Here is a 26,770-nt window from a genome sequence, read left to right as displayed (position 1 = left end):
CCGTCCGGGAGCGGACCGGCGTTCCGATCGGGTGTCCCCCTCAGCGGGGCGGACGCCGGCCGGTCGGACGGCCCGTCGCGGCCCGGTCCGAACGGTTCCGCGGAGCCCGATGCCTCGGGGCCGGCCGCCGTGTGCGGGGTGCGCCGCGCCGCGCGGCGCAGGTCCCCGAAGGTCCAACGCGCGATCGGCGGGGATTGGGGATCCTCAAGGGGAACCGCGTCGTTCGGCGCGGTCACCTCGCGCAGCCCGGAGCCGGATTCCCCGCGTGGGGCGGGATGCGGTTCCGGCGGGCCGGAAGCCTCGCGGGCGGCGGAACGGCGCCATCCGAACCATCCCCCGCTGTTGGAGGGGGAGCGCTGCCCCGGCGCGGTGTCCTCGGCCCGGCGGAGCCCCCTCCGGCCACGGAGATGGCCGGAGTCGGGTCCCTCCGGGGAGGAGGTCTCGTCAGGTCCGTTCACGTGTCACAACCCCGTGGAGAACGTCTCGCTGCGCGCCGCCAACCGGTCGCGCAGTTGCGCGGCGGCCTCCAGGCGCAGTCCCGGGACACGCGCGTCGGTCGTGGTGGCCGCGGTGCGCACTCGCACCGTGGCGATCCCCAGCGCCTGTTCCAGCAGGTTCGCGGTGACGTCGACGACCTGCATCCGTCCGTAGGGGATCACGATGAGCTGACGGACGAGGACACCGTGGGTCAGGTGGAAATCGGTCGGTCCCTCCGCGTACCCCCAGGAGGCGTGGACCCGCGGCGCGGTCACCCAGCCCAGCGCGCCGGCGGCCAGGACGAGCGCGACCAGCGGCACGGACCATCCCCATCCCGCCCACAGGCCCGCGCACAGGCCCACGACGGCGGCGGAGGGGATCGTGGCCGCGAGGATGAGCAGCCGCCGGTACCAGGTCAGGACGGGATCGACCCGGTTCCAGGTCGTTCCCCGTGGAGGGGCGAACGCCGTCTCCATGGGGGAGGGCACGTCCGGACCGGCGGGCGTCCCGGTGGACCCGCCGGTGGCCTCGGAGGGCGGCTGCGATGCGGAGATCTCCACCATTCCAGTCAATCATCCTGAAGGCGATAGAGCGTGCGACACCACCGAAAACGGCGGGAAAGCATAGAAATCAATCCCGTTGTCGGCTCTCGTGTCACGCCCCGCGGGGCCGATCGGATTCGTCCCCGCCCCCCGGGACCCGGCAGGCGTACTCCAGGAACAACGCGGCCCCCATGAGCGCCCCACCGGCCAACGCCGTTCCCGCGGCCGTGATCGCGTCCGTCCGGGGCGAGGGGATGTCGAGCATGTCCGTCAGGGCCAGCGCGACACCGCCGAAGACGCCCACCACGAGCGCCCCGAACAACGCGCTGGCCTTGGCCAGGGCCACCAACCGGGCCGCGCTGAGCGGTTCGACCGGTTCGGTCCCGGGGACCCGGCGGATGCGCCGGCGCGTCTGGACCCCGGTGACCAGCTCCCCGATGGCGAGCAACGACAACGTGGGGATGGCGGTCCAGGGCAACAGGGGCAGGGAGCCGTAGGCGAACTCGACGACCAGGTAGGCGACCACCCCGCCGACGAGGGCGATCCCCACGAGCAGCCGCCAGGAGGTCGGGCGCATGTTCCCCCGCCGCGGGGGGAGGTAGTCGTCCTCGCGCATCTAGGCCGACACCCTGAGCACGAGATCGTCCCGCCGGCTCAGCTCCTGGTCGCCGACCCCCGCGAGCAGGTCGCGAACGGCTCCCCGTCCGGGCAGGACCGCATCAGGGGCCACGTCGAACCAGGGGCGCAGCACGAACGCGCGCTCATGGGCCCGGGGGTGGGGCAGCTGGAGTCGGGGATCGTCGCTGGTGAGGTCGCCGTAGGTGATGATGTCGACGTCGAGCGTGCGGGGACCCCAGCGCACGTCCCGCACCCGCTCGAACGCCTCTTCGGCGCCCTGCGTCCGCTCCAACAGGAGCTCGGGGCCGAACACCGTGTCGGCGACGACGACGGCGTTGAGGTAGGGCCCCTGGTCGGGGCCGCCCACGGGAGCGGTCTCATAGACCGGGGAGACCGCGACGAGGGTGAGCCCCGGAGGCTCGAACAGCGCGTCGACCGCCCCCTGGAGCATCGCCATGCGATCGCCGAGGTTGCTGCCCAGCGCCAGAACGGTCCTGACCGTCCTGTCCGGTCCTGTCATTGACGCCTCCGATGGATGGTGACGGCCACGTCGTCGAACTGGTGGGGGATGGGCGCCTGGGGCTTGTGCAGCGTGACCTCCACCTCGTGGACCCCCGGCCGCGCCAGGCACGTGTCGGCGAGCCGTTGGGCCAGCGTCTCGATGAGGTTCACCGGTTCCCCCTCGATCACCTCGACCAGGGCCGTGGCGAGCAGACCGTAATGGACGGTACGGGACAGGTCGTCGGTGCGCGCCGCGGCGCGGCTGTCGACCCCCAGGACCACGTCGACGACGAACTCCTGCCCCTCGCGGCGCTCGTGCTCGAACACTCCGTGAAAGCCCCGGGCGCGCAGACCCCGCAGTGAGATCCGGTCGAGCGGTGTCTCCTGCCCCACGTCACTCCTCGTCCTCGTCGTCCTCTTCGAGCAGGACCGGGGAGGCGTGGTGGGACCACAACCGCCACCCCTGCGCGGTCCGGATGAAGAGGTTGGTGGTGACCACCTGACCGCCCGCCACGAAGCCGGGGCTGTCGTCCTCGGCGGTGAGGACGTTCTCACCGCAGGTGACCATGGCGATGTCGCCGTTGACCCCGATGTGGGTCTCGGTGAGCACGTACTGGATGTAGGGCACGTTCGCCATGATCAGCGACCAGGCGCGCAGGATCTCGGCGCGCCCGCGCAGAAGGGGCCACCCCGGGTTGACGCAGACCAGGTCCGGAGCCTGGTCCTCCTCGGCCCACACTCGGCGCATCAGGTCGATGTCACCGGTCTCGATGGCCTGGTAGAACTCGGCGTTGGCCTCGGCCACACGCTCCGCGATCTCGTGCTGGCGCGGGCTCACCGGCGGCTCCGACCACCGACGGGGTCGGCCCGTCCCTCGTCGAGCGCGGCTCCCCCGCTGCTCCAGGCGGCCGCGACCCGCACGGCGTCGGCGGTGGGGGCCACGTCGTGGACGCGGACGCACCAGGCGCCGTTGGCCGCGGCCAGGGTGGACAACGCCGCGGTGGCGGCGTCGCACTCGGTGAAGGGGCGGTCCCGGCCGTCGGCGTCGGCGAGCAGCCGGCCGAGGAAGCGCTTGCGGGAGCCCGCGATGAGCAGCGGCCGGCCCAGCTCGTGGAATCGGTCCATCTCGGCCAGCAGGGCCCAATTGTGGCCGCGGTCGGGTCTCTTGGAGAAGCCGAGACCGGGATCGAGGACGATCTGCCCCGGGTCGACCCCTTCGGCGATCATCGCCTCCATCCGTTGCCGCAGCTCCTCATGGACCTCGTGGACGACATCGGTGTAAACCGCGCGGTTCTGCATGTCGTGACTATGCCCACGCCAGTGCATCACTACATAGGCGACACCGGATTTGGCGACGAGACGGGCCATCGCCGGGTCGGCGAGGCCCCCGCTGACGTCGTTGACCAGCGCCGCCCCCGCCTCGACGGCGTGTTCGGCGACTTCGGCGCGCATGGTGTCGATGCTGACCGGAACCCCCTGACGGACGAGTTCGCGCACCACCGGGCCGATCCGGCGCAGCTCCTCGTCGCGGGAGACCCGCTGGGCCCCGGGCCGGGTGGACTCGCCGCCGACATCGATGATGTCGGCGCCCTCGTCCACCAGCCGCAGACCGTGCTCGATCGCGCGTCCGTGGTCGAACCAGTCACCGCCGTCGGAGAACGAGTCCGGGGTGACGTTGACAACCCCCATGACCAGACAGCGGCCGAGGTCGGGTAGGCCGGGAAGTTTCATCATCGACGCCATAGCAGCCACTTTATGGTTTCCTACAAGTCAGTGTGACCAGGCTTCCCAGGCAAGCAGCGCGCCCGGCCCCCTGGGGGAACCGGGCGCGTCGGTAGACGTCCGGGGCTAGTCGCGCAGGATCAGGCTCATCGCCTCGGCCCGGGTGCGATCGCGGTTGCGGAAGTCCCCTCGCACCGCCGAGGTGACCGTCTTGGCACCGGGCTTGCGCACCCCGCGCATCGTCATGCACAGGTGTTCGGCCTCGACCACCACGATGACCCCACGGGGCTCCAGGTGGGTCATGACCGCGTCGGCGACCTGGGTGGTGAGCCGCTCCTGGACCTGTGGCCGCCGGGCGTAGACGTCGACCAGCCGGGCCAGCTTGGACAGCCCGGTGATCTGCCCCTTGGCGTTGGGGATGTACCCCACGTGCGCCACCCCGTAGAAGGGGACGAGGTGGTGCTCGCAGGTGGAGTACAGCTCGATGTCCTTGACCAGGACCATCTCCTCGTGACCGGCCTCGAACACCGTGGTGAGCACGTCCTCGGGGCCCTGCCCGAGCCCGGCGAACTGCTCGGCGTAGGCGCGCGCCACCCGGGCGGGGGTGTCGCGCAGCCCGTCCCGGTCGGGGTCCTCGCCGATCGCCAGCAGGATCTCGCGGATCGCCTTCTCGATCCGGGGCTGGTCGACCTCGGTCGAGATCGGGTGCCCCAGGGTCAGGTCGTCTTCGACGGAGTCCGTCACGGCTCCTCACCCTGTTCCGGGGCGGGCTCGGCATCGGCGCCGCCCGACCCCCCTGTCCAGGAGGAACGCCCGTTGCCCCCGCCGGTCAGTCCCTCGACGTCCTTGGGTCCCATGAGGGCGAGCTCCTTGGGCGTCAGCACCGGAGGCTTGTCCGACGGCAGACGCTTGCCATAGCCCTTGTAGGAGCCTCGCGAGGGACGCTTGGTGACCGGGGCGAAGATCTCCAGGACCTCCTCCTTGGACAGGGTCTCCTTGTCCAAGAGCCCCAGCACCAGGTTGTCCAGGACCTCGCGGTACTCGACCAGGATCTCCCAGGCCTCGTCGTGCGCGGACTCGATGAGGCGGCGCACCTCCTCGTCGATGATGGAGGCGATCTCCTCGGAGTAGTCGCGGGAGTGCGACATCTCGCGGCCCAGGAACGGCTCGGTGTTGCCGTCCCCGAACTTGCGCGCCCCCAACCGCTCGCTCATGCCGTATTCGGTGACCATGTTGCGGGCCAGCGTGGTCGCCTTGTCGATGTCGTTGGCGGCGCCGGTCGTGGGCTCGTGGAAGACGAGCTCCTCGGCGGTGCGCCCACCGAGCATCATGGCGAGCTGGTCCATCATCTCCGAGCGCGTGGTGAGGAACTTGTCCTCCATGGGCAGGGTCATGGTGTACCCCAGTGCCCGGCCACGCGGCAGGATCGTCACCTTGTGCACGGGGTCGGCGTTGGGCAGCGCGTGCGCCACCAGGGCGTGGCCGCCCTCGTGGTAGGCGATGATCTTCTTCTCGGCGTCCGACATGACCCGCGTCTTGCGCTCGGGTCCGGCCATGACGCGGTCGATGGCCTCTTCGAGGGTCGCCATGTCGATCTGGTTGCGTCCCGCGCGCGCGGTGAGCAGAGCGGCCTCGTTGATGACGTTGGCCAGGTCGGCGCCGGTGAAACCGGGGGTCCGCCGGGCGATGACGTCCATGTCGACCGCGGGGTCGATGGGCTTGCCCTTGGCGTGGACGCGCAGGATCCCCTTGCGCCCCTCCAGGTCGGGGCGGTCCACGACGATCTGCCGGTCGAAACGGCCCGGACGCAGCAGGGCGGGGTCGAGGATGTCGGGCCGGTTGGTCGCGGCGATCAGGATGACGCCGCCCTTGACGTCGAAGCCGTCCATCTCGACGAGCATCTGGTTGAGCGTCTGCTCGCGCTCGTCGTGCCCACCGCCGAGACCGGCACCACGGTGGCGGCCCACGGCGTCGATCTCGTCGATGAAGATGATCGCCGGGGCGTTCGCCTTGGCCTGCTCGAACAGGTCGCGCACCCGCGAGGCACCGACGCCGACGAACATCTCGACGAAGTCGGAACCCGAGATCGAGTAGAAGGGCACACCGGCCTCGCCCGCGACGGCGCGGGCCAGCAGGGTCTTACCGGTGCCCGGCGGGCCGTACAGGAGCACGCCCTTGGGGATCTTGGCGCCCATGGACTGGAACTTGGCCGAGTTCTGGAGGAACTCCTTGATCTCCTGAAGCTCCTCGATGGCCTCGTCGGCACCGGCCACGTCGGCGAACGTGCTCTTCGGCGTGTCCTTGGTGATCAGCTTGGCCTTGGACTTGCCGAAGTTCATCACCCTGGAGCCGCCGCCCTGCATCTGGTTCATGATGAACAGGAAGATGGCGATGATGATGATCATCGGCAGGAAGCTGAACAGGAGCGAGACGAGGACGCTGTCCTGCGGGACGTCGACGTCGTAGCCCTTGAGGTTGCCGTCCTCGAGGTTGGCCTGAAGCTGCTGGGCGAGCTCCTGGCCCTGGCCGTCGACCCAGTACGCCTCGTAGACCTCACCGTCGGTGGTCGTCAGCTCGATCCGCTGTTCCTTGTCGACGATCTGGGCGTCTCTGACCTGGTCCTGCTGGATCAGGGAGAAGACCCTGGACGTGTCGACCTTGACGGGTGCGGACGAGCCCCCCACGCCCGAGAAGTTGAATACGACAATGATCATGAGGGCGATGGCCAGAAGCCAGAGCCACGGCCCACGGTACAAACGCTTGAGATTCATCTATGCGGAACCCCGCTGGGTCCGTCCCTCCTGACCAGGCGGTCTGCCCCGGGAGCCGTGGAGGGACCGACCGGAAGAACAGGCGGACCGGCGCTCGCATCGGCGCCGGAACTCCACCGCCCCACCGAAGGGCCTCTTCATGGCCACCGGAAGCGGGACCTATCGGACATGTGCTCCCTACAATGATGCCGGGATAACCGACGGTACACCCCTGCAACGGGCCGTCGCATGTACGCGCGGGCCGTCCGTCGTGGTAATCCGTCAAGAGACCAACGCTCACGGACGGCCCGGTTGTTCCCGGCGGGTGGGGTGACGCGGCCCGCTCACGGCTGTGCGGGGGCGCACCCGCCCACGTCAGGGAGTCAGCCCTGGTACATGTGCGGCGCCAACGTGCCGATGAACGGCAGGTTGCGGTACTTCTCGGCGTAGTCCAGCCCATAGCCGACGATGAACTCGTTCGGCAGGTCGAACCCGATGTACTTGACGTCGAGGTCGACGTCGAAGGCCAGCGGCTTGCGCACCATCGTGCAGATCTCGACCGAGGCCGGGCCACGGGACTTCAGGTTGCCCACGAGCCACGACAGGGTCAGCCCGGAGTCGATGACGTCCTCGACGATCAGGACGTTGCGGTCCTTGATGTCGGTGTCGAGGTCCTTGAGGATGCGCACCACGCCGGAGGAGGTCGTGCCCGCCCCGTAGGAGGAGACGGCCATCCAGTCCATCTCACAGGGGTGGTGCAGTTCGCGGGCCAGGTCGGCCATCACCATGACGGCGCCTTTGAGGACGCCGACGAGCAGCAGGTCCTTACCGGCGTAGTCGGCGTCGATCTCGGCGGCCAGCTCTGCGTTCCTGGCCTTGATCTGCTCTTCGGTGACCAGGACCTTCTCAAGGCCGTCGCCCATGTCTTTCGCGTCCACGCTTCAGTATCCTCGCTGCTCAGCTCGCGGTTGCTGGAACGCCAACCAGGATAAAGGGCCTAAACCGCTGTCCAGGTGGAGGACCCGCTCACGCCCCACGTGGTTCACCCGTGGAACCGGATCCGGCCCTCGACGCGCCGCCCCGCCACCCCGCCCGGCAGATCGACGTGGGCCTGTCCCCGCCAGCGCGTCACCAGGCGTTCCAGTCCGGCGACGTGGCCCGCGGTGAGCGCGCCGGCCGGGCAGCCGGCCGCTATCGCCGCTCGGCGCAGCACCCGGGTACGGATCGCGCGTGGCAGGTCGGCCAGGACCTTCACGTCGAGCCCTTCCCCCGGCGCCTCGGCGTCGCGGGCCGCCTGTTCGGCCCAGGAGTCGAGCGCGTCGGCGTCGTCGCGCAACAGCGACGCGGTGCGCGCGAGCGCGGCGGCGATCCCGGGCCCCAGGGTCCGCTCCAGCGCGGGCAGCGCGTCGTGGCGGACCCGCGACCGGGCGTAGGAGGGATCGCTGTTGTGCGGGTCGATCCACGGATCGAACCCCATCTCGGTCGCCGCGGTGTGCACCGTGGCGCGGTCCAGCTCCAGCAGGGGGCGCAGGTAGCGACCGGAGCTCGGGGCCATGCCGGCCAGCGACCGGGCCCCCGACCCCCGGGCCAGACGCAGCAGCACGGTCTCGGCCTGGTCGTCGCGGGTGTGGCCGAGCAGGACCGCCGCCGCGCGGTGGCGGTCGGCCGCGGTCTCCAGGGCGGCGTAACGAGCGGTACGCGCGGCCCCTTCGGGCCCGCCCCGCGCGGCCACGGTCACCGCGACGTCCTCGACCGGGTCCAGGCCGAGGCCGCGGAGCGTGGCCGCGACCTGCGCGGCGCGCTCGGCCGAGCCCGGTTGCAGCCCGTGGTCGACGGTGACGCCGCCCGCGCGCAACCCGGCGCGCGGCGCGACGAACGCGGTCGCCGCGGCGAGCGCGAGGGAGTCGGGCCCCCCGCTACAGGCGACCAGGACCAGGTCGCCGGCCTCCAGGTCGGCGAGGGCGCGGCGCACCGCGACGCGCACCGCCGCGACGGCGGGTGGAGGTCCGGTCATCGTCTCCTCGAAGAGATCCGGTCGGCGCCGGAAGGGGCCGCCCGGTCCGGACGCCGGGCATGGCCGTGGCGGTGATCAGGGGGCGGGGTCGGTGTCGGGCTCGGCGGGCGGCAGGGGTGCGGCGGGCTGGAGCACGCGGCTGATCCAGGTCTCGGGGGCGCGGATCTCCTGGAGGGTGGGCAGCGTCTCGGGGGACTCCCACACCCGGTTGAAGTCGGCCATCCCCACCCGGGCGACGACCGCGCGGACGAAGGCCGCGCCCTCCTCGTACTGCTTCATCTTCAGGTCGAGGCCGAGGAGCTGGCGGATGATCCGGTCGACGGTGCCGACACCCTCGCGGCGGCGCTGGAACCGCCTGCGGATCTCGGCGACACTGGGCACCACCTCGGGACCGACCGCGTCCATGACGTAGTCGCCGTGTCCCTCCGCCAGGGTCATCACCGCGGTGACGCGGTCGAGGATCTCGCTCTGTTCCGGCGTCTGGAAGGCGTCGATGAGGTTGGCCTCACCACCGCGCACCACCTCGGCCACCGCCTCGCCCGCGGCGCGCAGCCGGTCGAGGAACGCCGAGGCGTCGAGGTCGGAGGCGAGCAGGAAGTCGCGCATGCTCTCTTGCACGTAGTCCCGCAACCAGGGGGTGGAGGTGAACTGGGTGCGGTGGGTCTCCTCGTGCAGGCACACCCACATGCGGAAATCGCGAGGATCGACGTCGAGCTCGCGTTCGGCCTGCACGATGTTGGGGGCGACCAGCGTCAGCCGGCCGGTGGGGGCGTTCCCCTCGGGGTCGGGCGGCAGGAACAGTTCGTACTGGCCGAGGACCCGGCCGGCCAGGTAGGACAGCACGGCGCCGAGCTGCACACCGGTGACCCGGGATCCCACGGCGGTGGCCAGGGAGCCGCCGGCGGCTCCGGGCCGGGTGGCGGCCAGACGTTCCAGGATGGGTTCGAGCACGACGCGGAACCCGTCGACGTTGGCCCTGATCCAACCGGGACGGTCGACGATGACCGCCGGGCCTGCGGGTTCGAGGCTGTGCATATCGGTGAACTCGCGCACGTGGCGCTGTGCCGTGACCGACAGCTCGCGGAGCTGCAGCACGGCCGCGCGGGCCTCGTCGAGTTCGACCTGCGGACCGGGCCGCACAAGGCGGACACCGGTATTGACGGCTACGTCCCAGTCGATGAAACTCACGATTTTCACAGTACCCACTGGTCCGTTTCCCCATTGGTTTCCACCGGAATCTCGGGGTTTCCTCAGGGGCTCCCCGCAGGGGCCGCGCCCGCCGTCACGAGCAGCCGCACTCCGCGAGCGTCGCCGCCAACGTGTCGAGCGCGCCGCCCGTGGCCGCGGGGTCGTTGGCCATGAAGGCGAACACCAGCAGCCGGCCATCGGCGTCGTGGGCCAGGCCGGCCAGCGTGCTGACACCGTTGAGCGTGCCCGTCTTGGCCCGCACCAGGCCGGCGCCGGCCTCCGCGCCGCTGTACTCGGAGTAGCGGTCGGAGAGCGTGCCGCTGAAATTGGCGGTGGGCAGGCCGCTGAGCACGTAGTGCAGGTCGGGCCGTTGCGGGTCGGAGGACAGGAGGAGCAGGTCCACGAGCGCCCGGGGGGTGATGCGGTTCTTGACCGACAGCCCGCTGCCGTCCTCGACGTGCACGCCCGGTACGCCCAGTTCCTCCAGCACCGCGTGGGTGGCCGTGGCGGCCCCGGCGAAGGACGGCTCCTCGCCACGGGCGATCGCGACCTGGCGGGCCAGCGCCTCGGCGATGTTGTTGTCGCTGCGCAGCATCATCATCTCGACGAGCGCGGAGATCGGGGCCGAGTCGACGGAGGCGAGTTCCTCCGCCTGGTCGGGAGCCCGCTCCTCGGCCGGCCTGCCCTCGACGTCGACGCCGAACCGCCGGAGCTGCCGCGCGAACGCCTCGGCCGCGGCCAACGGCGGGTCGGAGACCCGTTCGCTGTAGGACTCCTCGCGGTGGACACGCCCACCGTCGAGCATGAGCGCGTGGACCGCCGCGGTGCTGCCCTCGTCGATGTAGCCCTGCTTCCAGCCCGGGGCGAGGGCCGAGCCGGGGTAGAGGGAGTCGTCGTAGCCCAGCCGGACGGAGGTGATGCCATCGGCCTTGAGGGCCGCCGCGGTCTCCTCCGCCAGTTCCTGCATCGTGGGCAGGCGTGGATAGGTGCCCGCGCGGACGACCTCGGTGAGGGTCGGATCGCCCCCGCCGACCAGGATGATGTCGTCGGTCGCGGGTCCGCGCACGACACTCGTGGTGATCCGCTCGTCGGGGCCGAGTTCGTGCAGGACGGCGACGGAGGTGACGATCTTGGTCGTGGAGGCCGGGGTCGCGCCCTCGTCCTCTTCCAGGGCGTACAGCCGCTCACCGGTGACCGCGTCGGCGACGTAGGCCGAGAGCCCCTCGGTGAGCCCGGAAGCCGACATGGGATCATCGAGCTTGTCCGCGAGCCGTGCCGGATCGACCGGGGGGGCGTCCGACTCCGCCGCGGCGGGCGCCTGTTCGGCGTGCGCGACAGGGTAAGGCATGGTCTCCGGTGGCCGTGACCCGGTCACGTCCCAGGCGACCACGCCTGTGACCAGGACGAATATGTTGAGCAGGGCCAAGGTGAGGAGAGCCTGGGCTCGATCGTGCCGCACCCCCGGTACCTGCCTTCCTTTGGCAATCGCGAGAACCTGACAACCGACGTAGCGACACTAGTCGCAAGGGAAGCCGAGAACAGCATGGAATTCGACGTAACGATCGAGATCCCCAAGGGTGAGCGAAACAAGTATGAGATGGACCACGAGACAGGCCGGATCCGCCTGGATCGGATGCTGTTCACCTCGACCAGCTACCCCGCTGACTACGGGTTCATCGAGGGGACGCTGGGTGACGACGGCGATCCGCTCGACGCTCTGGTGCTCCTCAAGCACCCCACCTTCCCCGGTTGCCTGATCCGTTGCCGCGCCATCGGCATGTTCCGGATGCGCGACGAGGCGGGCGGGGACGACAAGGTGCTGTGCGTGCCGTCCACCGACCCCCGCATGGAACACCTGCGTGATATTCACCACGTCAACGAGTTCGAGCGGCTGGAGATCCAGCACTTCTTCACGGTCTACAAGGACCTGGAGCCGGGCAAGTCGGTCGAAGGCGCCACCTGGGTGGGCCGGCACGACGCCGAGGAGGAGATCAAGGCGTCGATCAAGCGTGCCGAGGAGGCCGGTGTGCACGGCGACACCACGCACATCAAGATCGACTAGCGGTGTCGCGGGGACGTCCGGGGGCGGTGCGGGCCATCACGCACCGGCTCCGGACCTCCCCGGTCTCGTCGTCATCCCGCGGTGTGGGGCGGCCGGGTCATCCAGGCCGTGAGGGGCTGTGAGGAGAGTCCGGCCATCTCGATGACGACCAGCGCGGTCAGCGCCAACGCGCAGGCCACGATGATGAGGCCGGGAATCAGGTAGGAACTGGGAGGAACCGGGCGCTGGCAGCGGGGCGGGAGCGGAAAACCCGCCCGGTCGAAGCGGTCGGCGCGCCGGGCGACACGCGCGTGGTAGGCCGCGAGCTCGGGGGCGGTGGCCCCGGTGAGCACGCGGACACGCAGCGACGCGACCGGAAAGACGGTCTGATCCTCCTCCCATCGGGGGGTGTCGGCGGCCTCGACCGCGGCCCTCAGGCGTTCGCATTCGGTGTCGGCGATGGCGGAGAGCCATTCCGCGAGCCGGCGCGGATCGCCCAACTGGTCGATATGGGCGCGCGCCACGACGAAGGTGTCCCTGAGCGCGGTGACCGCCGCCCCGTGGTCTCCCAACATCGACCGACAGCGCCGGTACAGCTGCGCACCGTGTGCGTCGAAGAGCAGTCCGCAGGCCCGCGCGGCGGAGACGTCCCCTGAACGCAGGGCGCTGACCAGTTCCCGGTCCCTCATGATCATGAAATCTACGGTTATCCGGGCGCCAAGGACACTGTTTTCAACGATAAAACATCGTTAATGCTGCAAATCATGGGATCGGCGCTGTTTCACGTCCCATCCGCAGATTCTCGGAAGGATCCGGAGGATTATGAAAATAATTCGTAATCCTCGGAGAGCCGCGTCGTCACAGCTCCGGGGACCGTTCGCTCGCCCCCCTCGCGATCGCTTCGACCTCCTCTTCGTCGAGCACCCGCGGACGGCCCAGAATGTGGCGTACCGCGGCGCGCGGACGGGCCACGACCACCGTCCCCGAGCGCATCACCGGCTCGGGCAACGGGCCGGCCACCGTGATGAGCGGCACCACTGAAACGCCGGCCCACATGTCGGGGAGTCCCAGCAGCCGTTCGATCCGGGCCGCGTGGGCGGCGATGCGCTCCACGGCGCGCTCGGCCGGTTCGGCGCCGATCCACCAATTGCCTTCGCCCCGGGACAGGGCGTGCCGCCAGACGCGCGTCTCCAACAGGTAGACGCCCCCGGGACCGACCGCGAGATGGCGCGCCATGCCGCCCGGGATGACGTGGTAACCGCGGCGCTGGAGACCGCGCAGCAGCCGGCCACGCCCATAGGGCGCCCGCAGACGGGGCGCCACCGTGGCGAGCAGCACGTAGGTGAGGGCGACCAGGGTCGCCACCAGCAGACCGGCCCGCCAGCCGAGGAACCCGCCGGCCATGACCCCGGCGGCGAGGACGACGAGCGCGCGGGCTCCCAGGAGCGTCAACCACGCCGCCGCCGAGTCGGACCCAGAGGTCCGTTCCCCCGACCTTTCGACGGAGCCCGGCTCGCCCTCCCCCACCTGACACCTCCGGCACACCACGTTCAACGGCTGATGGGGATCCGTGTCCCTCCCCGCCTGTCGGGCCTCCCCGTCACCGGCGTCCCCGCTCAGGGCTCGCCTCAGAGGGGCCGGGCCTTCGGCAGTCCTTTATGCCATCACCGAATGCATCGGAATCGCAATCTGTTCGCCGAAAAACCGGCCTGTCCGCATCAATGATTCTGGACCGGGCGAACCGGACGTCCTCACCCGGACACCACCGACCGGAGGGGTGATACAGGCGACACACCGCTCCCGGGGAACCGCTTGACATCGACTCCCCCGGTTGGTCTGCTTACAAACATGCACTCGCGCACCTCTCCGGTCCGGCCGGTCATGGCACGCAAGGCCCCCGTGGCCTTCCGCCGTGTGGCCAGCGCGTTGTGTCCGCTTCCTTCGTGTAGCCGCTGACCGCGCTCTCTGCCGTCACGCGCCCTCCCCGGACGGGGGGCTACCGCGCGTGACCGATCCTCACGGTCGTCTCTTTCCCGGTCCCCCGTGCGATACGCGCACCGGTGCGTCCGGACCGACGCCTGACCTCTTCTCGGCTTCAGCCCGTGCACGCGCCGCTCGCGCGCCCTCACCACGAAGGTCCCTTTCGATGTCCTACGACGTCTCCGGCCACACGCGCCCCCAGTCCGTTCCCGCCCGTTCGGCCACCGCCCTGGCCCCGGCCCCCACGGCCACTGACCTGTCCGCCTCGCTCGCCGGGATCGGCGACATCTCGATGGCGGGCCACCGCAGCGGCTACGCCCACCTGGACACCCGGCCCTCCCCCACGGTCGGACGGCTGTCCGCCGCCGCGCGCGGCGCCGCCGAAGCGCTGTCGCGGCCGAGCCTGTGGCCACGGCGCCGCGGCGTCTGGCAGCCGGCCCCGCGCACCGTCCGGCGGCGGGCCGACGGGCGGATGCGAGTCGCGATCGTGGCCCTGGACCCCGACCAGTTCGTCTCGCTGCCCGCCGCGCGCGACCGTTCGGCCGCGGCCGAGGTGCTCCACCTGGTCCACGGCCGGGCGCACACCGTGGCCACCTCCAAGGACGGCCGGATGCTGGCGGTGCAGCGGCTCGGCGACGGCCGGATCCGGGTGTTGAGCACCACGGAGGGGCACCAGCTCGTCAACACCGGCACCGAGACCGCCGTCGTGGTGCGGGTGAGCGGCTGAGCCCATCACTCCTCCGGTCGCGTGGCCGCCCCACGCAGCGCCTCGTCCACGAGGTCGACGGCGCGCAGCGTGGCGGCCGCGCGCCTCCCCTCCTCGAGATAGGCGTTCATGACCTGGTCGAGGGCGTGCGGCGGCAGGTAGTCGCGCAGGTCCAGGCGTAACGTGCGATACCCCTGGCGGGCCCCCTCCAGGCATCCGGCGACGTGGTGACGGACCAATCGGGCCAGCGCGACGGGATGGCGCCGCAGCACGCCGTGCAACCGGTAATCCGCGGGAACCTGGTCGAACAGCCAGACGACCGCGGTCTGCTCGAACGTCTCGGCTCCGGGCGGGTGCACGCCCGCCGGCCAATCCGGGGACAACTGCTGGTCGGCCATGGGGACAGCATAACCCGTGCATTCGAACACGGGTTCGAACCGTCCACATGGCGCGTCTCCCTCCGGGCCCGAGAGGGGCGGGCCGGACGATCAGAATCCGGGCGTCCCGGGGCCCTGACGGCCACGGCCGGCCCCGTCGGCACGGCTCAGCCGATCCGCCCCTCGGGCGCGCTCCCCTTCGCGTCCTCGTCCTTGCGTCGCTCCAGCTCGACCCGGATCGCGTTCTCCGCCGCGTCCACCGCGGCGCGCGCGGTGATGGCGTTGGTGTGGGCCCGCTCCAGCTCCTCCAGGGCGATGCAGTCGAACGACACCCGCGCGTCGTGGATCGCCGCTTCGAGCTGGCGCGCCGCCTCGTCAAGACTCATGGCCGTCTCCTTCTCCGCTGTCCCGCCGCGTACCGCAGGAGGGCCCGTCCCCTGCGTCAGGGGGGAGGACCTCCGCGCCACGGTTGTGTACCCGTGTGGGTCCTACCCCATGTCCGGGGAGTATGTACGTGTGCGCCGAAGGCCCACGTCCACCGCCCCTCGCCGCTTACCATTGCGGTGGCCGCGAAGAGGGGGAACCGCATGCGCAACCGTTATCCCGGAGCCTGCCGGACCTGTGGCGTCAAGGTGGCGGCCGGAGCCGGTACCGCGACCCGGGGCGATGGACGCTGGTACGTCCACTGCGCCGAACACGCCCCCGCCGCCGCGCCCGCCGCGCCTCCACCGCCGCGCGGCGACCATCCCGGCTGGCACACCTCGCTCCTGGCCGGCTACGACTGCGAGACCTCCGGCCGCGATCCGCGCTCGGCCTTCCTCGTCTCCGCCGCGCTGGTCGACACCCGGGGCGAACAGCGGAGCTGGCTGGTGGACCCCGGCGAGCGGGAGATCCCCCCGGCGGCCGTGGCGGTCCACGGCATCACCACCGAGCGCGCCCGGGCCGAGGGAATCCCCGCCGAGCAGGCCCTCGACGAGATCGCCGAGGCCCTCTCCGCGCACCTGGCCGCGGGGCGCGGACTGGTCGTCTTCAACGCACCGTTCGACCTGACCGTCCTCGACGCGGAACTCGCCCGACGGGGTATGAAATCCCTCACGGAACGGGTGGGACGCCCTCCTTCCCCCGTCATCGACCCGCTCGTGATCGACCGCGGCCTCGACCCGCACCGCGGGGGCCCGCGCACCCTCGGCGCGATGTGCGCCTTCTACGGGTTCGAGGTGGCCGGCGCGCACACCGCGAACGGCGACGCCACAGCATGTCTGGAGCTGGCGCGCGAACTCGGCGCCCGCTATCCGGAGATCGCCTCCGACTCCCTGGAGGAGCTGCACGAACGGCAGGTGGAGTGGGCCTCCGCCTACGCGCGGAAACGGCGCGGGAGAAGAGACGGGCCCCAGGGCGACGTCGGCCGCAGGGAGTGGCCCGTCCCTTTCCCCATCGAAGGCGGATAACGTAAGGTGACCGTTTTGTCCACGCCGCCAGCTCGACGGATGACATTGCGTGCCGCTTTCGCCACGCCCCGGAGGGATCGGAGACGGCCCCGGGAAGACGAATGTTCATCCTGGCCCCGAATGGGTACAAGGCGTCTGCCCTGACCGAACCGCGCACGGCTATGGCCTCCGCGAAGTGCGAAGACCCCCGACGCCGGGGCCGCGATACGGGCTGGCGAAGAACAACGGCCTGAGAGGAGGCGGCGCCCGACGCGCCGATCACCGTGGCGGTAGACAACGGACATATGCGACCGGACGACCAATCCGGTTCTACCGAGAGCACCGGATCCACGTCCGGTGAGCTGTACACAACCGAGGACCTGCTGTGGGAACCCCCGCAAACGACCAAGGCCGACCGCGCGCCGAAGACCGACTGGGTGGTGTTCGGGGTCGCCGGAGCGCTGACCCTCGCCTTCGTCGCGTGGGGCGCGCTGTCCTCCGAGTCTCTGGGGAACGTCGCGGGAGCGGCCCTCGGCGGCCTGATCCACTACGGCGGCTGGGGCTTCGTCCTCGCCGCCTCGGCCTTCGTCTTCCTCGCCCTGTGGCTCGCCTTCAGCAAGTACGGCAACATCACACTGGGCCGCGACGACGAGCCCCCGCAGTACAGAACCCTGTCATGGATCGCCATGCTGTTCGCCACCGGCATGGGCATCGGCCTGATGTTCTACGGCGTGAGTGAGCCCCTGGCCCACTTCACGACCTCTCCCCCCGGAATGGAGGGGAGCAACCCCGCGACCACCGCGATGGCCACCACCCTGTTCCACTGGACGCTGCACCCGTGGGCGATCTACGCCGTGGTGGGCCTGGCCATCGCCTACGGCACCTACCGGCGCGGCCGCCGCCAGCTGATCAGCGCCGCGTTCATCCCGCTGATCGGGGAGAAGGCGGCGAACGGCCCCATCGGCCGCCTCATCGACGTGCTCGCGATCTTCGCGACGCTGTTCGGTTCGGCCTGCTCGCTGGGCCTGGGCGCGTTGCAGATCGCCGGCGGCCTCCAGGAACTGGGCTGGGTGAGCACGATCGGGATCGGCCTGCTCATCGGCATCATCGCCGCCCTGATGGTGTGCTTCGTCCTGTCGGCCGTGTCCGGCATCGACAAGGGCATCCAGTGGCTGTCCAATATCAACATGGGGATGGCCGCCCTGTTGCTGCTGTTCCTGCTGATCACCGGCCCCACCGTCTACATCCTGGACATGATCCCCACGTCGCTGGGGACCTACTTCCAGGACTTCTTCGCCATGGCGGCCCGGACCGAGGCCTCCGGCGGCGAGGGGACCGGCGACTGGCTCGGCGGCTGGACGATCTTCTACTGGGCCTGGTGGATCTCCTGGACGCCGTTCGTCGGCATGTTCATCGGCAAGATCAGCCGCGGCCGCACCATCCGTCAGTTCGTCTCCGGCGTGATCCTGGTGCCCAGCGCCGTCAGTCTCGTGTGGTTCGCGATCCTCGGCGGCACCGCGATCGACCTCCAGTCCTCCGGCGTCGACCTCGCCGGGCAGGCCAGCGCGGAGGCGCAGCTGTACGGGCTGTTGCAGAACTTCCCGTGGGCCACCGCGGTCAGCGTGCTCGTGGCGCTGCTCGTCGCCATCTTCTTCATCACCGGGGCGGACTCCGCGTCGATCGTCATGGGCACCCTGTCCCAGCGCGGCGCGAACGACCCGAAGCGGGCGATGACCGTGTTCTGGGGCATCCTCATCGCCGCGGTCGCCGCGATCATGCTGCTGGTCGGCGGGACCGACGGCGACGCGCTCGACGGTCTGCAGAACCTCACGATCCTGGTCGCCGCGCCCTGGACGCTGGTGATGATCCTGTTGTGCGCCGCCCTGGTGAAGGACCTCCAGCGCGACCCGTTGATCGTCCGCTCCCACAAGGCGCGCGAACTCGTCACGGCGGCCGTGGTCACCGGCGCGCAGGAGTACGACGGCGACTTCCAGATCGAGATCTCGCCGATCGACGACGAGCCCGACACCCCCGACGCCGCCCCTCACGTGGTCGTCCGCAAGAAGGACGATCACTAGGCGTTCGCTCCGAAATGTCGTGTTCGAAGGGGGTCCGCTCCGGCGGGCCCCCTTCGCCGCTTCCCACAGCCGCATGGCCGTCCCGGCCGCGGGTAGGGACCGGACCATCCCGCCCGAAGGGAGTACAGGGAGGAGACCGCCATGCTGAACCTGGTCCTGCTGCTGGCCGTCTGGCTGGTCCTGGCCATTCTCGGACTCGTCGTCAAGGGCCTGTTCTGGCTGTTCGTGATCGGCGCGGTCCTGTTCGTCGCCACCGCCATATGGGGGTGGGTGCAGCGACGGGGCACCTGACCCCGGCTCGGTCAGTGGCGCAGGCCGATGGTCGCGCTGGCCCGTCGCCGGTCGGTGGGCCGCCACGGCATCGGCACGAGATCGGACAGGAAACCGTACTCCTCGGCGAGCCGGCGTTCCGCGGCCCGCGAACCGGAATGGACCCGCACCCACCAGGTGGCGATGTCGGCCCAGCCCGGCGCCGACAGCGACCCGCCCGTGTGCTGCACCGACAGCGCGGCGCACAGGTTGGCGAACCGCAGCCGCTGCTCCAGCGGCCAGCCGGCGAGCGTCCCGACGATGAAGGACGCGCCGAACACGTCCCCGGCCCCCGTGGTGTCGATCGCGTCCATGACCAGGCCGTCCACCTCGGCGCTCTCGTCGGTGAGCTGGTCCACCGCGAGCGCCCCGCGTGGACCGTCGGTGACGACCGCGATCGGGACGTACTCGGTCAACGCGGCCAGCGCTGAGGCCGGGCTGCCGGTGCGGGTGTAGGACATCGCCTCGATCGCGTTGGGCATGAAGGCGTGGCAGTGGCGCAGCTGCTCCAGTACCGACTCCGGCCAGCGCTGGCTGTCGTCCCAGCCGACGTCGGCGAACAGCTTGGCCCCGTTGGCGGACTGTTCCAAGGCCCACTCGGGAACGTCGGCGTCGGCGCCCAGGCTGATGAACGCGGCCCTGGCCCGGGGCAGCCCGCGCGCCATCTCCTCCAGGGGCAGGGGCGAGGGGTGTTCGTGGGTGACCATGCTGCGATCACCCCGGTAGGCCAGTGAGACGGTGAACGGGGAGTGCCAGTCGGGGATGCGGCGGGACGCCCCGAGGTCCACCATCTCCTGCTCCGACAGCGTCTCCCAGCAGAAGTCCCCGTAGACGTCCTCCCCGAACGCGGCGGCCACCGCCGTGCGCAGGCCCAGCCGGGACGCGGCGACGGCGAGGTTGGCCACACCCCCCGGACAGGACCCCATGCCCTCGGCGTCGACCTCGGTGCCACTGGCCGGGGGCGCGACGAGCCCCGTCAGCACGATGTCGAAGAAGACCGTGCCGCTCAGCGCCAGGTCGATCTCGGGACCGTCGCTGGAACGCTCGCCGGCCAACAGGTCACGCGGCTCGCCGACCAGCGGGGTCGTCTCAAGCTTGTCGTACTCCGGCTCGTGGCCGGCGGCGTTCTCGCCCTTCGCTCGCCCATTCGTCGCCATGCTGGCTCTCCTGCCCGCGTTCCCCGTGATCGGAAGTGGTGATCCGGCATATCCGCCCTGCGCCCTGGCGAGGTCCGGGCGGCTTGGAGTGAAGGGTAGCCAACGTGTCCGTCATCCGCCGCCGATCATGCCGATCGTCACGTGGGACGATCGGGCCGCGCACTACTGTGGGGCGCGGTGGCGACGGACGGAAGGGAGCTGGGCGTGCGACTGACGATCCTCGGCGGGGGCGGGTTCCGGGTGCCGCTGGTCTACCGGGCCCTGCTGTCCGACGTGTCGCGCGGAGACTCCCCCATCACCGAGGTGGTCCTGTTCGACCAGGACCGGCGGCGCCTGGAGGCGATCGGTGCGGTGGTCGAACACCACCGGGCCGAACACCGCGCCGCCCACGGCGGTTCCGGTCCCCCGGTGCGCGTCGAGACCGACCTCGAGACCGCCCTCACCGGCTGCGACATCGTCTTCTCGGCGATCCGGGTGGGCGGGATGGCCGGGCGGATCCTGGACGAGCGGGTGGCGCTGGCCGCGGGCGTCCTGGGCCAGGAGACGGTGGGCGCCGGAGGGATCAGCTACGGGCTGCGCACCCTTCCCGTGGTCACGGAGATCGCGCGCGTCCTCGCCGAACGCTCCCCCGACGCCTGGGTCATCAACTTCACCAACCCGGCGGGGCTGGTCACCCGCGCAATGGCCGACGTGCTCGGCGACCGGGTGATCGGCATCTGCGACTCCCCCGTCGGGCTGGGGCGGCGGGCGGCCCGCGCCCTCGGTCTGGACCCCGCCACCGTCCGGTTCGACTACGCCGGTCTCAACCACCTGGGCTGGCTGCGCGGGCTGTACCACGACGGCCGGGACCGGCTCGGCGACCTCCTCGCCGACGAGGCCGCGCTGGAGTCCTTCGAGGAGGGGCGGCTGTTCGGCGCGGCGTGGCTGCGCGCGCTCGGGTCGCTGCCCAACGAGTACCTGCACTACTACTACATGGGGGACGGCGCGGCCGACGCCGGGGAGGCCACACGCGGCGAGCAGATCACGGCCCAGCAGGCCGACTTCTACCGTGAGGCGCCCGGCCGGCCCCGCGAGGCCGCCGCGCTGTGGGAGCGGGCCCGGCTGGCGCGCGAGGAGACCTACATGGCCGACAACCGCCGCGCCGCCGGTGGGGTCGAGCGCGCCGCCGAGGACCTCGACGGCGGCGGCTACGAGCGGGTCGCGCTGGCGGTGATGCGGGCGATCGCGCGGGACGAGCCGGCCCGGCTCATCGTGAACACCCGTAACCGGGGGACGATCGACGGCCTGGACGACGACGCGGTGGTGGAGGTGTCGTGTCTGGTCGACGCCAACGGCGCCCGTCCGCTCGCCGGCGGGCGTCTCAGCGCCCACCAGTCGTCCCTGGTCCAGGCGGTCGCCTCGGTCGAGCGGGACGTGGCCGAGGCGGTGCGCACCGGATCGCGCACGCCGGCCCTGCGCGCGTTCGCCACCCACCCCCTGATCGGTTCGGTGCCCGCCGCCCGCGCCCTGCTCGACGGTTACCTGCGGGCCTTTCCCGCACTCGCCGAGGTGCTGCCCCGCCCGTGATCCGGTCGCGGCTCAGCGCCCCTCCCCGGCGCGGACGCGATCCACGGTCTGGCGGGCCCGGTGCAGGTCCATTCCGGTCGCCTCGCGCACGACCGCCACGGCGTCGTCCTCGCGCCCCAGCGCGATCAGCTCGCGGACGCGCTCGAAGGGCAGGTCGGGCAAGGGCGGAGCGTCGGGGACGAGGCTCCCGTGCGGGTCCTCCCCCGCGAAGGAGGCGTTGGGCCCGGTCGGCGCCTCCGCGTCGGCGGGAATCGGGTCCTGCGCCGTGGCCTCCTCGCGCCGCTCCTCCGACGGCGCGACGGGCGCGGACGGCTCCCCGCCGCCCTCAACAGTGCGGGCGTTCCCGGTCCGCCGCTCCCCCAGAGCCATGCGCGCCCATGCCGTCACACCGGCTCCGGCCCCCAGTACGACGAGCGCCCCGAGCAGGGCCATCACCATGAGTAGCAGGCTCATGACCCGACCCTAGTCCGCCGTGCCGGTCCGGCCCGGGAGCGGCACGACGACCGGAAACGGTCAGCGGCAGGAGTACAGGAGCAGCAGGAGCAGGGCCGTCAGGGCCACCGAGACGGCGATGGAACCGAGGCAGCCGAGCCGGTTGCTGAAGAAGAAGAACATGTCCCCGTCCTTCCCGCCGAGGACGGCCCCATACATGGCCCCGGCCTGGCGCGTTGCCAGCGCACCCCCCTGCCGTTGTACTGGGCCTATGGGGCTCCTCGCGAACCTGCTGTCGCGTTCGCGACGCCAATTGCGGTCGGCCTGGTGGCCCTGTCTCCAGGCCGCGGCGACCGCCGGGGTGGCCTGGTGGATCGCCCGGGACCTGCTCGGCCACTCCCAGGCCTTCTTCGCCCCCATCTCGGCGATCGTGTGCCTGTCCGCGGGGCTGGGGGCGCGCGGCCGGCAGGCCGTGGACATGCTGACCGGCGTCGTGCTGGGCGTGGCCATCGGGGAGGTCACCGCGGTGGCGCTGCACTTCACGGGCGGGGTCGCCGTCGCCGGGGTGGCGTTCGTCGGGATGCTGGCCGCGACCGCGGTCATCGCCCGGCCGCTGCCCGTGGTGCAGGCCGGCGCCTCGGCGGTGCTGGTGGTGGCCACCCAGGACCAGCAGGGCGGCATCGAGCGCCTGGTGGACGCGCTCGTGGGGGGCGGGCTGGCGCTGCTGGTCAGCCAGGTGCTCTTCACGCCGGGCCCGTGGACGCGCGCGATCGAGCTCACCCGGGCGGTCCTGGGCCGGCTCGACGAGGGGGTGCGCCGGGCCGTCGAGGCCGTGGAGGAGGGGGACCCGGGCCGGGCGGTCATCGGGATACGCCGGATACGCGCGGCCCAGCTCGACCTGGCCGCGGTGACCGAGGCGCGCGACAGTGGACGGCGGATGACCCGTCTCACCCTGCGCGGCTGGGGGACACGGCGGCGCGACTACCGGATCGAGCACCGGATCGCCGAGTTGGACCTGCTGTGCGCGAGCGTCCTGGAGGCCGTGCGCGGAGTCCACCGCTGGCTGGAGGAGGGGGAGCGCGAGGGGCATGACGCGGCCGTCGTCGCGGTGGCGCTGACCGACCTGGCCCGCGGGCTGCGCGCCACGGCCCGGGCCGACCTGGCCGCCGAGCGGCCCACCGGGGACGAATCCGCGGTCCCCGGCGGCCCCGAGGGCCTGGGCGGCGACGGACACGACCCGGCCACCGCCGACGTGCTCAACCGGCTGAGGTCGGCCGCGCGCGACCTCGACCGGCTGGGCGGGCGCCGGCCGGGCTGAACCGGCGCGGCGCGAGGGTCACATGATCGGTGTTCCGCCGGTGACGGCGACGCAGGCACCCGAGGTGTAGCCCGACTCGTCGGAGGCGAGCATGACGTAGACGGGCGCGAGCTCGGCCGGCTGCCCCGGGCGTCCCAAGGGCGCGTCCGCGCCGAACTGGGCGACCTGTTCGGCGGGCATGGTCGAGGGGATCAGCGGGGTCCAGATGGGCCCCGGTGCCACGCTGTTGGCCCGGATGCCCTTCTCCCCGAGGAGCTGGGCCAGGCCCCCGGTGAAGTTGACGATGGCCGCCTTGGTCGCGGAGTAGGCGAGCAGCATCGGCTTGGGACTGCTGTAGTTGACCGAGGAGGTGTTGATGATCGAGGACCCCGGCCGCATGTGGGGGACCGCGGCCTTGCACAGGTGGAACATCGCGGTGATGTTGGTCTGGAAGGTGTGGTCCCACTCCTCGTCGGGGATCTCCTCCAGGGACGCCCGGGTCATCTGGAAGGCGGCGTTGTTGACGAGCACGTCGATCCGGCCGAACGCCTCGACCGCGGTCGCGACGATGTGGCGGCAGTGCGCGGGATCGGCGACGTCGCCCGGCACCTGCACGGCGGTGCGGCCGGCCTCCTCCACCAGCCGGACGGTCTCGCGCGCGTCCTCCTCCTCGTCCAGGTAGGAGACGAGGACGTCGGCGCCCTCGCGGGCGAAGGCCAGGGCGACGGCCCGGCCGATCCCGGAGTCGGCCCCGGTGATGACGGCCTTCTTGCCCTCAAGCCGGCCGCTGCCCCGGTAGGTGCGCTCGCCGTGGTCGGGCCGCGGGTCCATCGCCGCCGTGTCGCCCGGGGGACGTTGCCGCTGCTCGGAGAACTCCGGACGCGGGTACCGCTCCCCCGAACCGCCGGATCCCTGTGCCGCTGAGGCCATCTCGACCTTCCCTCCTGGTTCGCGCGGGTGCCTACCGTGGCCGGTTACCCGAGGCCCCCCGGCACAAACGGTGGGGGACCCCTGCGGGGACGGGAGGTCCCGCCTTCCGGAGATCCGGCCGCCGGAGCCCTGGAGAGCGGGGGCCCCGCCTCCCGGCGTAGAGAACCGGCAGGGAGGAGGGACGCGGTGTCGCCCTTGCCGTCGCGGCCCCGAGGGGCGCACCACCACCCCTGGGCGCATGTTCCGCGCGGTCGATGGGGCCGACGGCGCCGGGGCCTCGATCCGGGCCAGCATCGCCTCACCGTCCTTCTCCGCGCCGTCGGCGGGAACGACCTCGCCCCGGACGCCGGCGACGGCCGAGAGGGCCGGCCGCGCCACCCATCCGGCGCGAGACAGGCCGGGGTGAGACTCCGGTCGGCCGTGGACGGACCGAACGGCTCGGCGACGGCCGCCTGGGCGTGGTCGGAAGGCGCTCCGGTCCACGTGGTGGCGGCTCGGCCGGGCCACGCCGAGCGGAGGCATCGAGGCGGCGCCGGCCGCTCAGCCGAGATAAGGGTAGGTACCAGCCAGGTAGTCCCCGATCTGCTGGCGCATGCTCGGGTGGATGTCGTACTGGTCGAGGTCGGCCGCCTGGACGAAGCGAACCCCGTCGGCCTCGTCGTTGATCGTGGGAGCTCCGCCGACGGGACGGCCGATGTAGGTGTTCTCATACTGCTGGCGAATCTCTCCGTCGCTGTAGGCGACGATGTGATTCGGGTTGGTGTAGACGCCGAGAAAGCCGGTGATCTCGGCGACGATGCCAGTCTCTTCCAGACACTCGCGTACCGCGCACTCTGCCGCCGTCTCGCCGATATCCTGCGCGCCTCCAGGAAGCGCCCACTGGCCGGTGTCGCGGCGGCGCTGAAGAAGGATGGCTCCGGTCTCGTCGACGACGAGCAGGTTGCTGGCCGGGATGAGGGTGTTCGCCTTCGGGGCAGCCGGGTCGTTGTAGTACTCAGTCCTGCCCATGGGTGACGGTCCTCTCATGGTCCGGTGTCCAGGGCCGCGCAGCGGCCCAGACGGAGTCGAAACTCTGAGCGTAATTATCGAACCACCCGGTTCCTTCAGTTCTCTTGAGGTGAAGCAGAGGGTTGGCGCTCGCCGGCCGCCCCCAGATGTGGGGGTTGACCAGAAGGTTGTCGTCGTAGCGGAACAGGGATGTGTAGAGCGTGGTGTCGTGGAGGCGTGCGGCACACCCGGCCTCCCCCAGGAGGGGCCGATAGGACGTCAATGACGCCCGGATCTTGGCGGCCAGAGTGTCACCGATTCCCTCTTCGCGGCCTCGGATCGCAACCGCTTGGCCGTCCGGGTCGCTGAGGCACAGGCGCACCTGGACTCCCTCCGCAGCGCGCTCGGAGAGCATCTCGGCTACATGCGGATTGGACTGAGCGAAGAACGCGCCGGAGAACCCGAACAACACAAAACCCCAGGTCACATAGTTTGTGACCTGGGGTTTCCCTGAGCCGCCTGTCGGAATCGAACCGACGACCTACGCATTATGAGTCTGGCGAGAGATGTCCGGGGACGTCCGGGTCCGGTGTCTGAGCTGGGTGAACGCCTTTCCGAGAGGGCGATGATTCCGGGACTATCCAGACCTGTCCGAGGCCGTTGTTAGCAGCCGTGTTAGCACGGGAGGCGACGCCGAGGGATTGGGGACCGCCTTGCGTCACCTGAGATCTCGGCAACCACAGCGGTGGGCAACCACGGTCCTCGGTCCGTGGTGCTCGATCGCGCCGGAGTCCTCAGCCACAGACAGGCAGAGTCGCGCGATCGAGTGCCACGGGACCCGAGGACGTCAGGAACCACAGCTCGATAACTGCGGCGGTTGGGCGGTCGCCTGCGGCAAGCGGCATCAGAAGCCTTTTGGGGGTGGCTCCGGACCGGGCGGCAGCCCGCAGCCGGAGCCACCCCCAGACATCGCGACGGCGCGAAGCGCCGTCGCCTTGATCTCATACAGCTCAACTCGGCAGCGAATGGCCATTCAAGGCGTCATCACGCAGAGGCGCAGGTGGAAACAGGCCGATCATGTGTCCACCTCTCCTTCTCCGGGATGCGCTCGCCGGTCCAGGGACATTCCGTGCAGGGGTGTTCACCTGTGGCAGTCAAGCTCGAACCAGGTCTTGCGTCCGAGGTGTTCCCTGCGGGTGCCCCAGCGGCTCGCGATGGAGTTGACGAGGAACAGGCCGCGCCCATGTAGGGCGTCGGGCGCGGGGAGGGTCGCGCAGGGCTTCTTGTCCGTTTCCAGCGCACCGGCGTCGCGCACGGTGACGCGCAGGCGGAGTCCGGGGGTGTGGTCGACGGTCAGCAGGAATCCGGTGCGCCAGCGTCGTGAACGCGTGTGGCGGATGGCGTTGGTGGCCAGCTCACTGGCGAGAAGGCTCGCGTCGTCGGCACGGGAGCAGCCGTGGAGCCGGTCGATGACGAACCAGCGGGCGGCCGCCACCTGGGAGGGGTAACCGGGAAACCAACGGCAGTGGGAGTCGGAGGGTCGATCCTGGTCGTTGATACGAAACATGCTGGTTTCACCTCACGAGTCAGGCAGCCCTGAGAGACACTGAGCTGCGTCTCTAGTACTATTAGTACGGCTACCGTACACGAGGTATCTGTTACTGGCGCTAC

The 26,770-nt window shown here is 71.0% G+C and carries 29 protein-coding genes; 7 read left to right on the top strand and 22 right to left on the bottom strand.

Features of this window, described 5'->3' with window-relative positions; all coding sequences use genetic code 11:
* Positions 1 to 461 precede the first annotated feature (461 nt).
* From ACYVHU_RS16210 to dacB, 12 genes are all read right to left on the bottom strand, one after another.
* Positions 462 to 1,040: a PH domain-containing protein gene (locus tag ACYVHU_RS16210; RefSeq protein ID WP_498948924.1), complete on the bottom strand. Its 579-nt coding sequence runs from the start codon at positions 1,038 to 1,040 to the stop codon at positions 462 to 464.
* A 91-nt stretch (positions 1,041 to 1,131) separates the two neighbouring features.
* Entirely contained in the window at positions 1,132 to 1,635 is a 504-nt protein-coding gene (locus tag ACYVHU_RS16205; RefSeq protein WP_078763154.1) for a DUF3180 domain-containing protein, read from the bottom strand.
* Positions 1,636 to 2,157, bottom strand: coding sequence for a 2-amino-4-hydroxy-6-hydroxymethyldihydropteridine diphosphokinase (gene folK, locus ACYVHU_RS16200; protein ID WP_078763153.1), 522 nt, complete (start codon positions 2,155 to 2,157; stop codon positions 1,636 to 1,638). It lies immediately after the preceding gene.
* On the bottom strand, positions 2,154 to 2,531 hold the full coding sequence (gene folB / locus ACYVHU_RS16195) for a dihydroneopterin aldolase (RefSeq protein ID WP_078763152.1): 378 nt from the start codon (positions 2,529 to 2,531) through the stop codon (positions 2,154 to 2,156). Before folB ends, folK begins: the two co-directional genes overlap by 4 nt.
* 1 nt (position 2,532) lies before the next feature.
* Positions 2,533 to 2,976, bottom strand: coding sequence for a nuclear transport factor 2 family protein (locus ACYVHU_RS16190; protein WP_078763151.1), 444 nt, complete (start codon positions 2,974 to 2,976; stop codon positions 2,533 to 2,535).
* Entirely contained in the window at positions 2,973 to 3,881 is a 909-nt protein-coding gene (folP, locus tag ACYVHU_RS16185) for a dihydropteroate synthase (RefSeq protein ID WP_078763150.1), read from the bottom strand. The genes ACYVHU_RS16190 and folP overlap by 4 nt, the downstream gene beginning before the upstream one ends.
* Positions 3,882 to 3,986: 105 nt before the next feature.
* Positions 3,987 to 4,604 carry a GTP cyclohydrolase I gene (gene folE / locus ACYVHU_RS16180; protein ID WP_498948921.1) on the bottom strand — a complete coding sequence of 206 codons (618 nt, stop codon included), beginning with the start codon at positions 4,602 to 4,604 and terminating at the stop codon, positions 3,987 to 3,989.
* Positions 4,601 to 6,631, bottom strand: coding sequence for an ATP-dependent metallopeptidase FtsH/Yme1/Tma family protein (ftsH, locus tag ACYVHU_RS16175; RefSeq protein ID WP_498948919.1), 2,031 nt, complete (start codon positions 6,629 to 6,631; stop codon positions 4,601 to 4,603). Before ftsH ends, folE begins: the two co-directional genes overlap by 4 nt.
* A 362-nt stretch (positions 6,632 to 6,993) precedes the next feature.
* Positions 6,994 to 7,548, bottom strand: a complete 555-nt coding sequence (hpt, locus tag ACYVHU_RS16170) for a hypoxanthine phosphoribosyltransferase (protein ID WP_078763148.1) — start codon at positions 7,546 to 7,548, stop codon at positions 6,994 to 6,996.
* Between the two features lie 104 nt (positions 7,549 to 7,652).
* Complete coding sequence (gene tilS, locus ACYVHU_RS16165; protein WP_498948918.1) at positions 7,653 to 8,624, bottom strand: tRNA lysidine(34) synthetase; 972 nt, start codon at positions 8,622 to 8,624, stop codon at positions 7,653 to 7,655.
* A 75-nt stretch (positions 8,625 to 8,699) separates the two neighbouring features.
* Positions 8,700 to 9,812, bottom strand: a complete 1,113-nt coding sequence (locus ACYVHU_RS16160; RefSeq protein ID WP_498948917.1) for a zinc-dependent metalloprotease — start codon at positions 9,810 to 9,812, stop codon at positions 8,700 to 8,702.
* 94 nt (positions 9,813 to 9,906) lie between these two features.
* On the bottom strand, positions 9,907 to 11,271 hold the full coding sequence (gene dacB / locus ACYVHU_RS16155) for a D-alanyl-D-alanine carboxypeptidase/D-alanyl-D-alanine-endopeptidase (protein ID WP_498948916.1): 1,365 nt from the start codon (positions 11,269 to 11,271) through the stop codon (positions 9,907 to 9,909).
* An 84-nt stretch (positions 11,272 to 11,355) separates the two neighbouring features.
* Between dacB and ACYVHU_RS16150 the strand changes: the two genes are divergently transcribed.
* A complete protein-coding gene (locus tag ACYVHU_RS16150) occupies positions 11,356 to 11,874 on the top strand; it encodes an inorganic diphosphatase (RefSeq protein WP_078763144.1) in 519 nt (172 codons plus the stop codon).
* A 71-nt stretch (positions 11,875 to 11,945) separates the two neighbouring features.
* Here the strand turns inward: ACYVHU_RS16150 and ACYVHU_RS16145 are convergent, their stop codons facing one another.
* On the bottom strand, positions 11,946 to 12,542 hold the full coding sequence (locus ACYVHU_RS16145) for an RNA polymerase sigma factor (RefSeq protein WP_498948915.1): 597 nt from the start codon (positions 12,540 to 12,542) through the stop codon (positions 11,946 to 11,948).
* Positions 12,543 to 12,711: 169 nt separating this feature from the next.
* Positions 12,712 to 13,305, bottom strand: coding sequence for a hypothetical protein (locus ACYVHU_RS16140; protein ID WP_235001105.1), 594 nt, complete (start codon positions 13,303 to 13,305; stop codon positions 12,712 to 12,714).
* A 694-nt stretch (positions 13,306 to 13,999) separates the two neighbouring features.
* Between ACYVHU_RS16140 and ACYVHU_RS16135 the strand changes: the two genes are divergently transcribed.
* Positions 14,000 to 14,560, top strand: coding sequence for a hypothetical protein (locus tag ACYVHU_RS16135; RefSeq protein WP_498948914.1), 561 nt, complete (start codon positions 14,000 to 14,002; stop codon positions 14,558 to 14,560).
* A gap of 5 nt (positions 14,561 to 14,565) precedes the next feature.
* Here the strand turns inward: ACYVHU_RS16135 and ACYVHU_RS16130 are convergent, their stop codons facing one another.
* Together ACYVHU_RS16130 and ACYVHU_RS16125 are read right to left on the bottom strand one after the other, a co-directional pair.
* Positions 14,566 to 14,937 (bottom strand): hypothetical protein, encoded by a 372-nt coding sequence (locus ACYVHU_RS16130; RefSeq protein WP_078763141.1) that lies wholly within the window; start codon positions 14,935 to 14,937, stop codon positions 14,566 to 14,568.
* Positions 14,938 to 15,083: 146 nt separating this feature from the next.
* Entirely contained in the window at positions 15,084 to 15,302 is a 219-nt protein-coding gene (locus tag ACYVHU_RS16125; protein WP_078763140.1) for a hypothetical protein, read from the bottom strand.
* Positions 15,303 to 15,503: 201 nt separating this feature from the next.
* Between ACYVHU_RS16125 and ACYVHU_RS16120 the strand changes: the two genes are divergently transcribed.
* From ACYVHU_RS16120 to ACYVHU_RS16110, 3 genes are all read left to right on the top strand, one after another.
* Positions 15,504 to 16,364, top strand: coding sequence for a 3'-5' exonuclease family protein (locus ACYVHU_RS16120; protein ID WP_498948913.1), 861 nt, complete (start codon positions 15,504 to 15,506; stop codon positions 16,362 to 16,364).
* A 284-nt stretch (positions 16,365 to 16,648) separates the two neighbouring features.
* Positions 16,649 to 18,421, top strand: coding sequence for a BCCT family transporter (locus ACYVHU_RS16115; RefSeq protein ID WP_498948912.1), 1,773 nt, complete (start codon positions 16,649 to 16,651; stop codon positions 18,419 to 18,421).
* 141 nt (positions 18,422 to 18,562) lie between these two features.
* Entirely contained in the window at positions 18,563 to 18,712 is a 150-nt protein-coding gene (locus tag ACYVHU_RS16110) for a hypothetical protein (RefSeq protein ID WP_498948911.1), read from the top strand.
* Positions 18,713 to 18,723: 11 nt separating this feature from the next.
* On the opposite strand, the gene ACYVHU_RS16105 is transcribed toward ACYVHU_RS16110, so the two are convergent.
* Positions 18,724 to 19,887: a carbohydrate kinase family protein gene (locus tag ACYVHU_RS16105; protein WP_078763135.1), complete on the bottom strand. Its 1,164-nt coding sequence runs from the start codon at positions 19,885 to 19,887 to the stop codon at positions 18,724 to 18,726.
* Positions 19,888 to 20,091: 204 nt separating this feature from the next.
* Here ACYVHU_RS16105 and ACYVHU_RS16100 point away from each other — a divergent pair, with 204 nt between their 5' ends.
* Positions 20,092 to 21,453, top strand: a complete 1,362-nt coding sequence (locus tag ACYVHU_RS16100) for a 6-phospho-beta-glucosidase (RefSeq protein ID WP_498948910.1) — start codon at positions 20,092 to 20,094, stop codon at positions 21,451 to 21,453.
* A 12-nt stretch (positions 21,454 to 21,465) separates the two neighbouring features.
* Here ACYVHU_RS16100 and ACYVHU_RS16095 read toward each other — a convergent pair whose 3' ends face one another.
* Complete coding sequence (locus tag ACYVHU_RS16095) at positions 21,466 to 21,906, bottom strand: hypothetical protein (RefSeq protein WP_498948909.1); 441 nt, start codon at positions 21,904 to 21,906, stop codon at positions 21,466 to 21,468.
* A gap of 250 nt (positions 21,907 to 22,156) precedes the next feature.
* On the opposite strand from ACYVHU_RS16095, the gene ACYVHU_RS16090 reads away from it, so the two are divergent.
* Entirely contained in the window at positions 22,157 to 23,203 is a 1,047-nt protein-coding gene (locus tag ACYVHU_RS16090) for an FUSC family protein (RefSeq protein ID WP_498948908.1), read from the top strand.
* An 18-nt stretch (positions 23,204 to 23,221) separates the two neighbouring features.
* On the opposite strand, the gene ACYVHU_RS16085 is transcribed toward ACYVHU_RS16090, so the two are convergent.
* From ACYVHU_RS16085 to ACYVHU_RS16070, 4 genes are all read right to left on the bottom strand, one after another.
* On the bottom strand, positions 23,222 to 24,013 hold the full coding sequence (locus ACYVHU_RS16085) for a glucose 1-dehydrogenase (RefSeq protein ID WP_498948983.1): 792 nt from the start codon (positions 24,011 to 24,013) through the stop codon (positions 23,222 to 23,224).
* Positions 24,014 to 24,652: 639 nt separating this feature from the next.
* Entirely contained in the window at positions 24,653 to 25,120 is a 468-nt protein-coding gene (locus ACYVHU_RS16080; RefSeq protein ID WP_498948906.1) for an NUDIX hydrolase, read from the bottom strand.
* The gene (locus ACYVHU_RS16075; RefSeq protein ID WP_498948905.1) at positions 25,107 to 25,586 is read right to left on the bottom strand and encodes a transcriptional regulator; all 480 of its coding nucleotides are present in this window, start codon (positions 25,584 to 25,586) and stop codon (positions 25,107 to 25,109) included. The genes ACYVHU_RS16080 and ACYVHU_RS16075 overlap by 14 nt, the downstream gene beginning before the upstream one ends.
* A gap of 654 nt (positions 25,587 to 26,240) precedes the next feature.
* Positions 26,241 to 26,666: an ATP-binding protein gene (locus ACYVHU_RS16070; RefSeq protein ID WP_078763127.1), complete on the bottom strand. Its 426-nt coding sequence runs from the start codon at positions 26,664 to 26,666 to the stop codon at positions 26,241 to 26,243.
* Positions 26,667 to 26,770: the final 104 nt, after the last annotated feature.

This window comes from Marinactinospora endophytica, assembly GCF_054780875.1.
The sequence above is the reverse complement of the archived record's forward strand: the minus strand, read 5'-3'. Positions and strand labels throughout refer to the sequence as shown.

Bases quoted from the DNA above. Each gene is read 5' to 3' on its own strand.
- ACYVHU_RS16210 (WP_498948924.1), bottom strand. From the start codon at position 1,040: ATGGTGGAGATCTCCGCATCGCAGCCGCCCTCCGAGGCCACCGGCGGG.
- ACYVHU_RS16205 (WP_078763154.1), bottom strand. From the start codon at position 1,635: ATGCGCGAGGACGACTACCTCCCCCCGCGGCGGGGGAACATGCGCCCG.
- folK (WP_078763153.1), bottom strand. From the start codon at position 2,157: ATGACAGGACCGGACAGGACGGTCAGGACCGTTCTGGCGCTGGGCAGC.
- folP (WP_078763150.1), bottom strand. From the start codon at position 3,881: ATGGCGTCGATGATGAAACTTCCCGGCCTACCCGACCTCGGCCGCTGT.
- ftsH (WP_498948919.1), bottom strand. From the start codon at position 6,631: ATGAATCTCAAGCGTTTGTACCGTGGGCCGTGGCTCTGGCTTCTGGCC.
- tilS (WP_498948918.1), bottom strand. From the start codon at position 8,624: ATGACCGGACCTCCACCCGCCGTCGCGGCGGTGCGCGTCGCGGTGCGC.
- ACYVHU_RS16150 (WP_078763144.1), top strand. From the start codon at position 11,356: ATGGAATTCGACGTAACGATCGAGATCCCCAAGGGTGAGCGAAACAAG.
- ACYVHU_RS16145 (WP_498948915.1), bottom strand. From the start codon at position 12,542: ATGAGGGACCGGGAACTGGTCAGCGCCCTGCGTTCAGGGGACGTCTCC.
- ACYVHU_RS16135 (WP_498948914.1), top strand. From the start codon at position 14,000: ATGTCCTACGACGTCTCCGGCCACACGCGCCCCCAGTCCGTTCCCGCC.
- ACYVHU_RS16130 (WP_078763141.1), bottom strand. From the start codon at position 14,937: ATGGCCGACCAGCAGTTGTCCCCGGATTGGCCGGCGGGCGTGCACCCG.
- ACYVHU_RS16125 (WP_078763140.1), bottom strand. From the start codon at position 15,302: ATGAGTCTTGACGAGGCGGCGCGCCAGCTCGAAGCGGCGATCCACGAC.
- ACYVHU_RS16120 (WP_498948913.1), top strand. From the start codon at position 15,504: ATGCGCAACCGTTATCCCGGAGCCTGCCGGACCTGTGGCGTCAAGGTG.
- ACYVHU_RS16115 (WP_498948912.1), top strand. From the start codon at position 16,649: ATGCGACCGGACGACCAATCCGGTTCTACCGAGAGCACCGGATCCACG.
- ACYVHU_RS16110 (WP_498948911.1), top strand. From the start codon at position 18,563: ATGCTGAACCTGGTCCTGCTGCTGGCCGTCTGGCTGGTCCTGGCCATT.
- ACYVHU_RS16105 (WP_078763135.1), bottom strand. From the start codon at position 19,887: ATGGCGACGAATGGGCGAGCGAAGGGCGAGAACGCCGCCGGCCACGAG.
- ACYVHU_RS16095 (WP_498948909.1), bottom strand. From the start codon at position 21,906: ATGAGCCTGCTACTCATGGTGATGGCCCTGCTCGGGGCGCTCGTCGTA.
- ACYVHU_RS16090 (WP_498948908.1), top strand. From the start codon at position 22,157: ATGGGGCTCCTCGCGAACCTGCTGTCGCGTTCGCGACGCCAATTGCGG.
- ACYVHU_RS16085 (WP_498948983.1), bottom strand. From the start codon at position 24,013: ATGGACCCGCGGCCCGACCACGGCGAGCGCACCTACCGGGGCAGCGGC.
- ACYVHU_RS16080 (WP_498948906.1), bottom strand. From the start codon at position 25,120: ATGGGCAGGACTGAGTACTACAACGACCCGGCTGCCCCGAAGGCGAAC.
- ACYVHU_RS16070 (WP_078763127.1), bottom strand. From the start codon at position 26,666: ATGTTTCGTATCAACGACCAGGATCGACCCTCCGACTCCCACTGCCGT.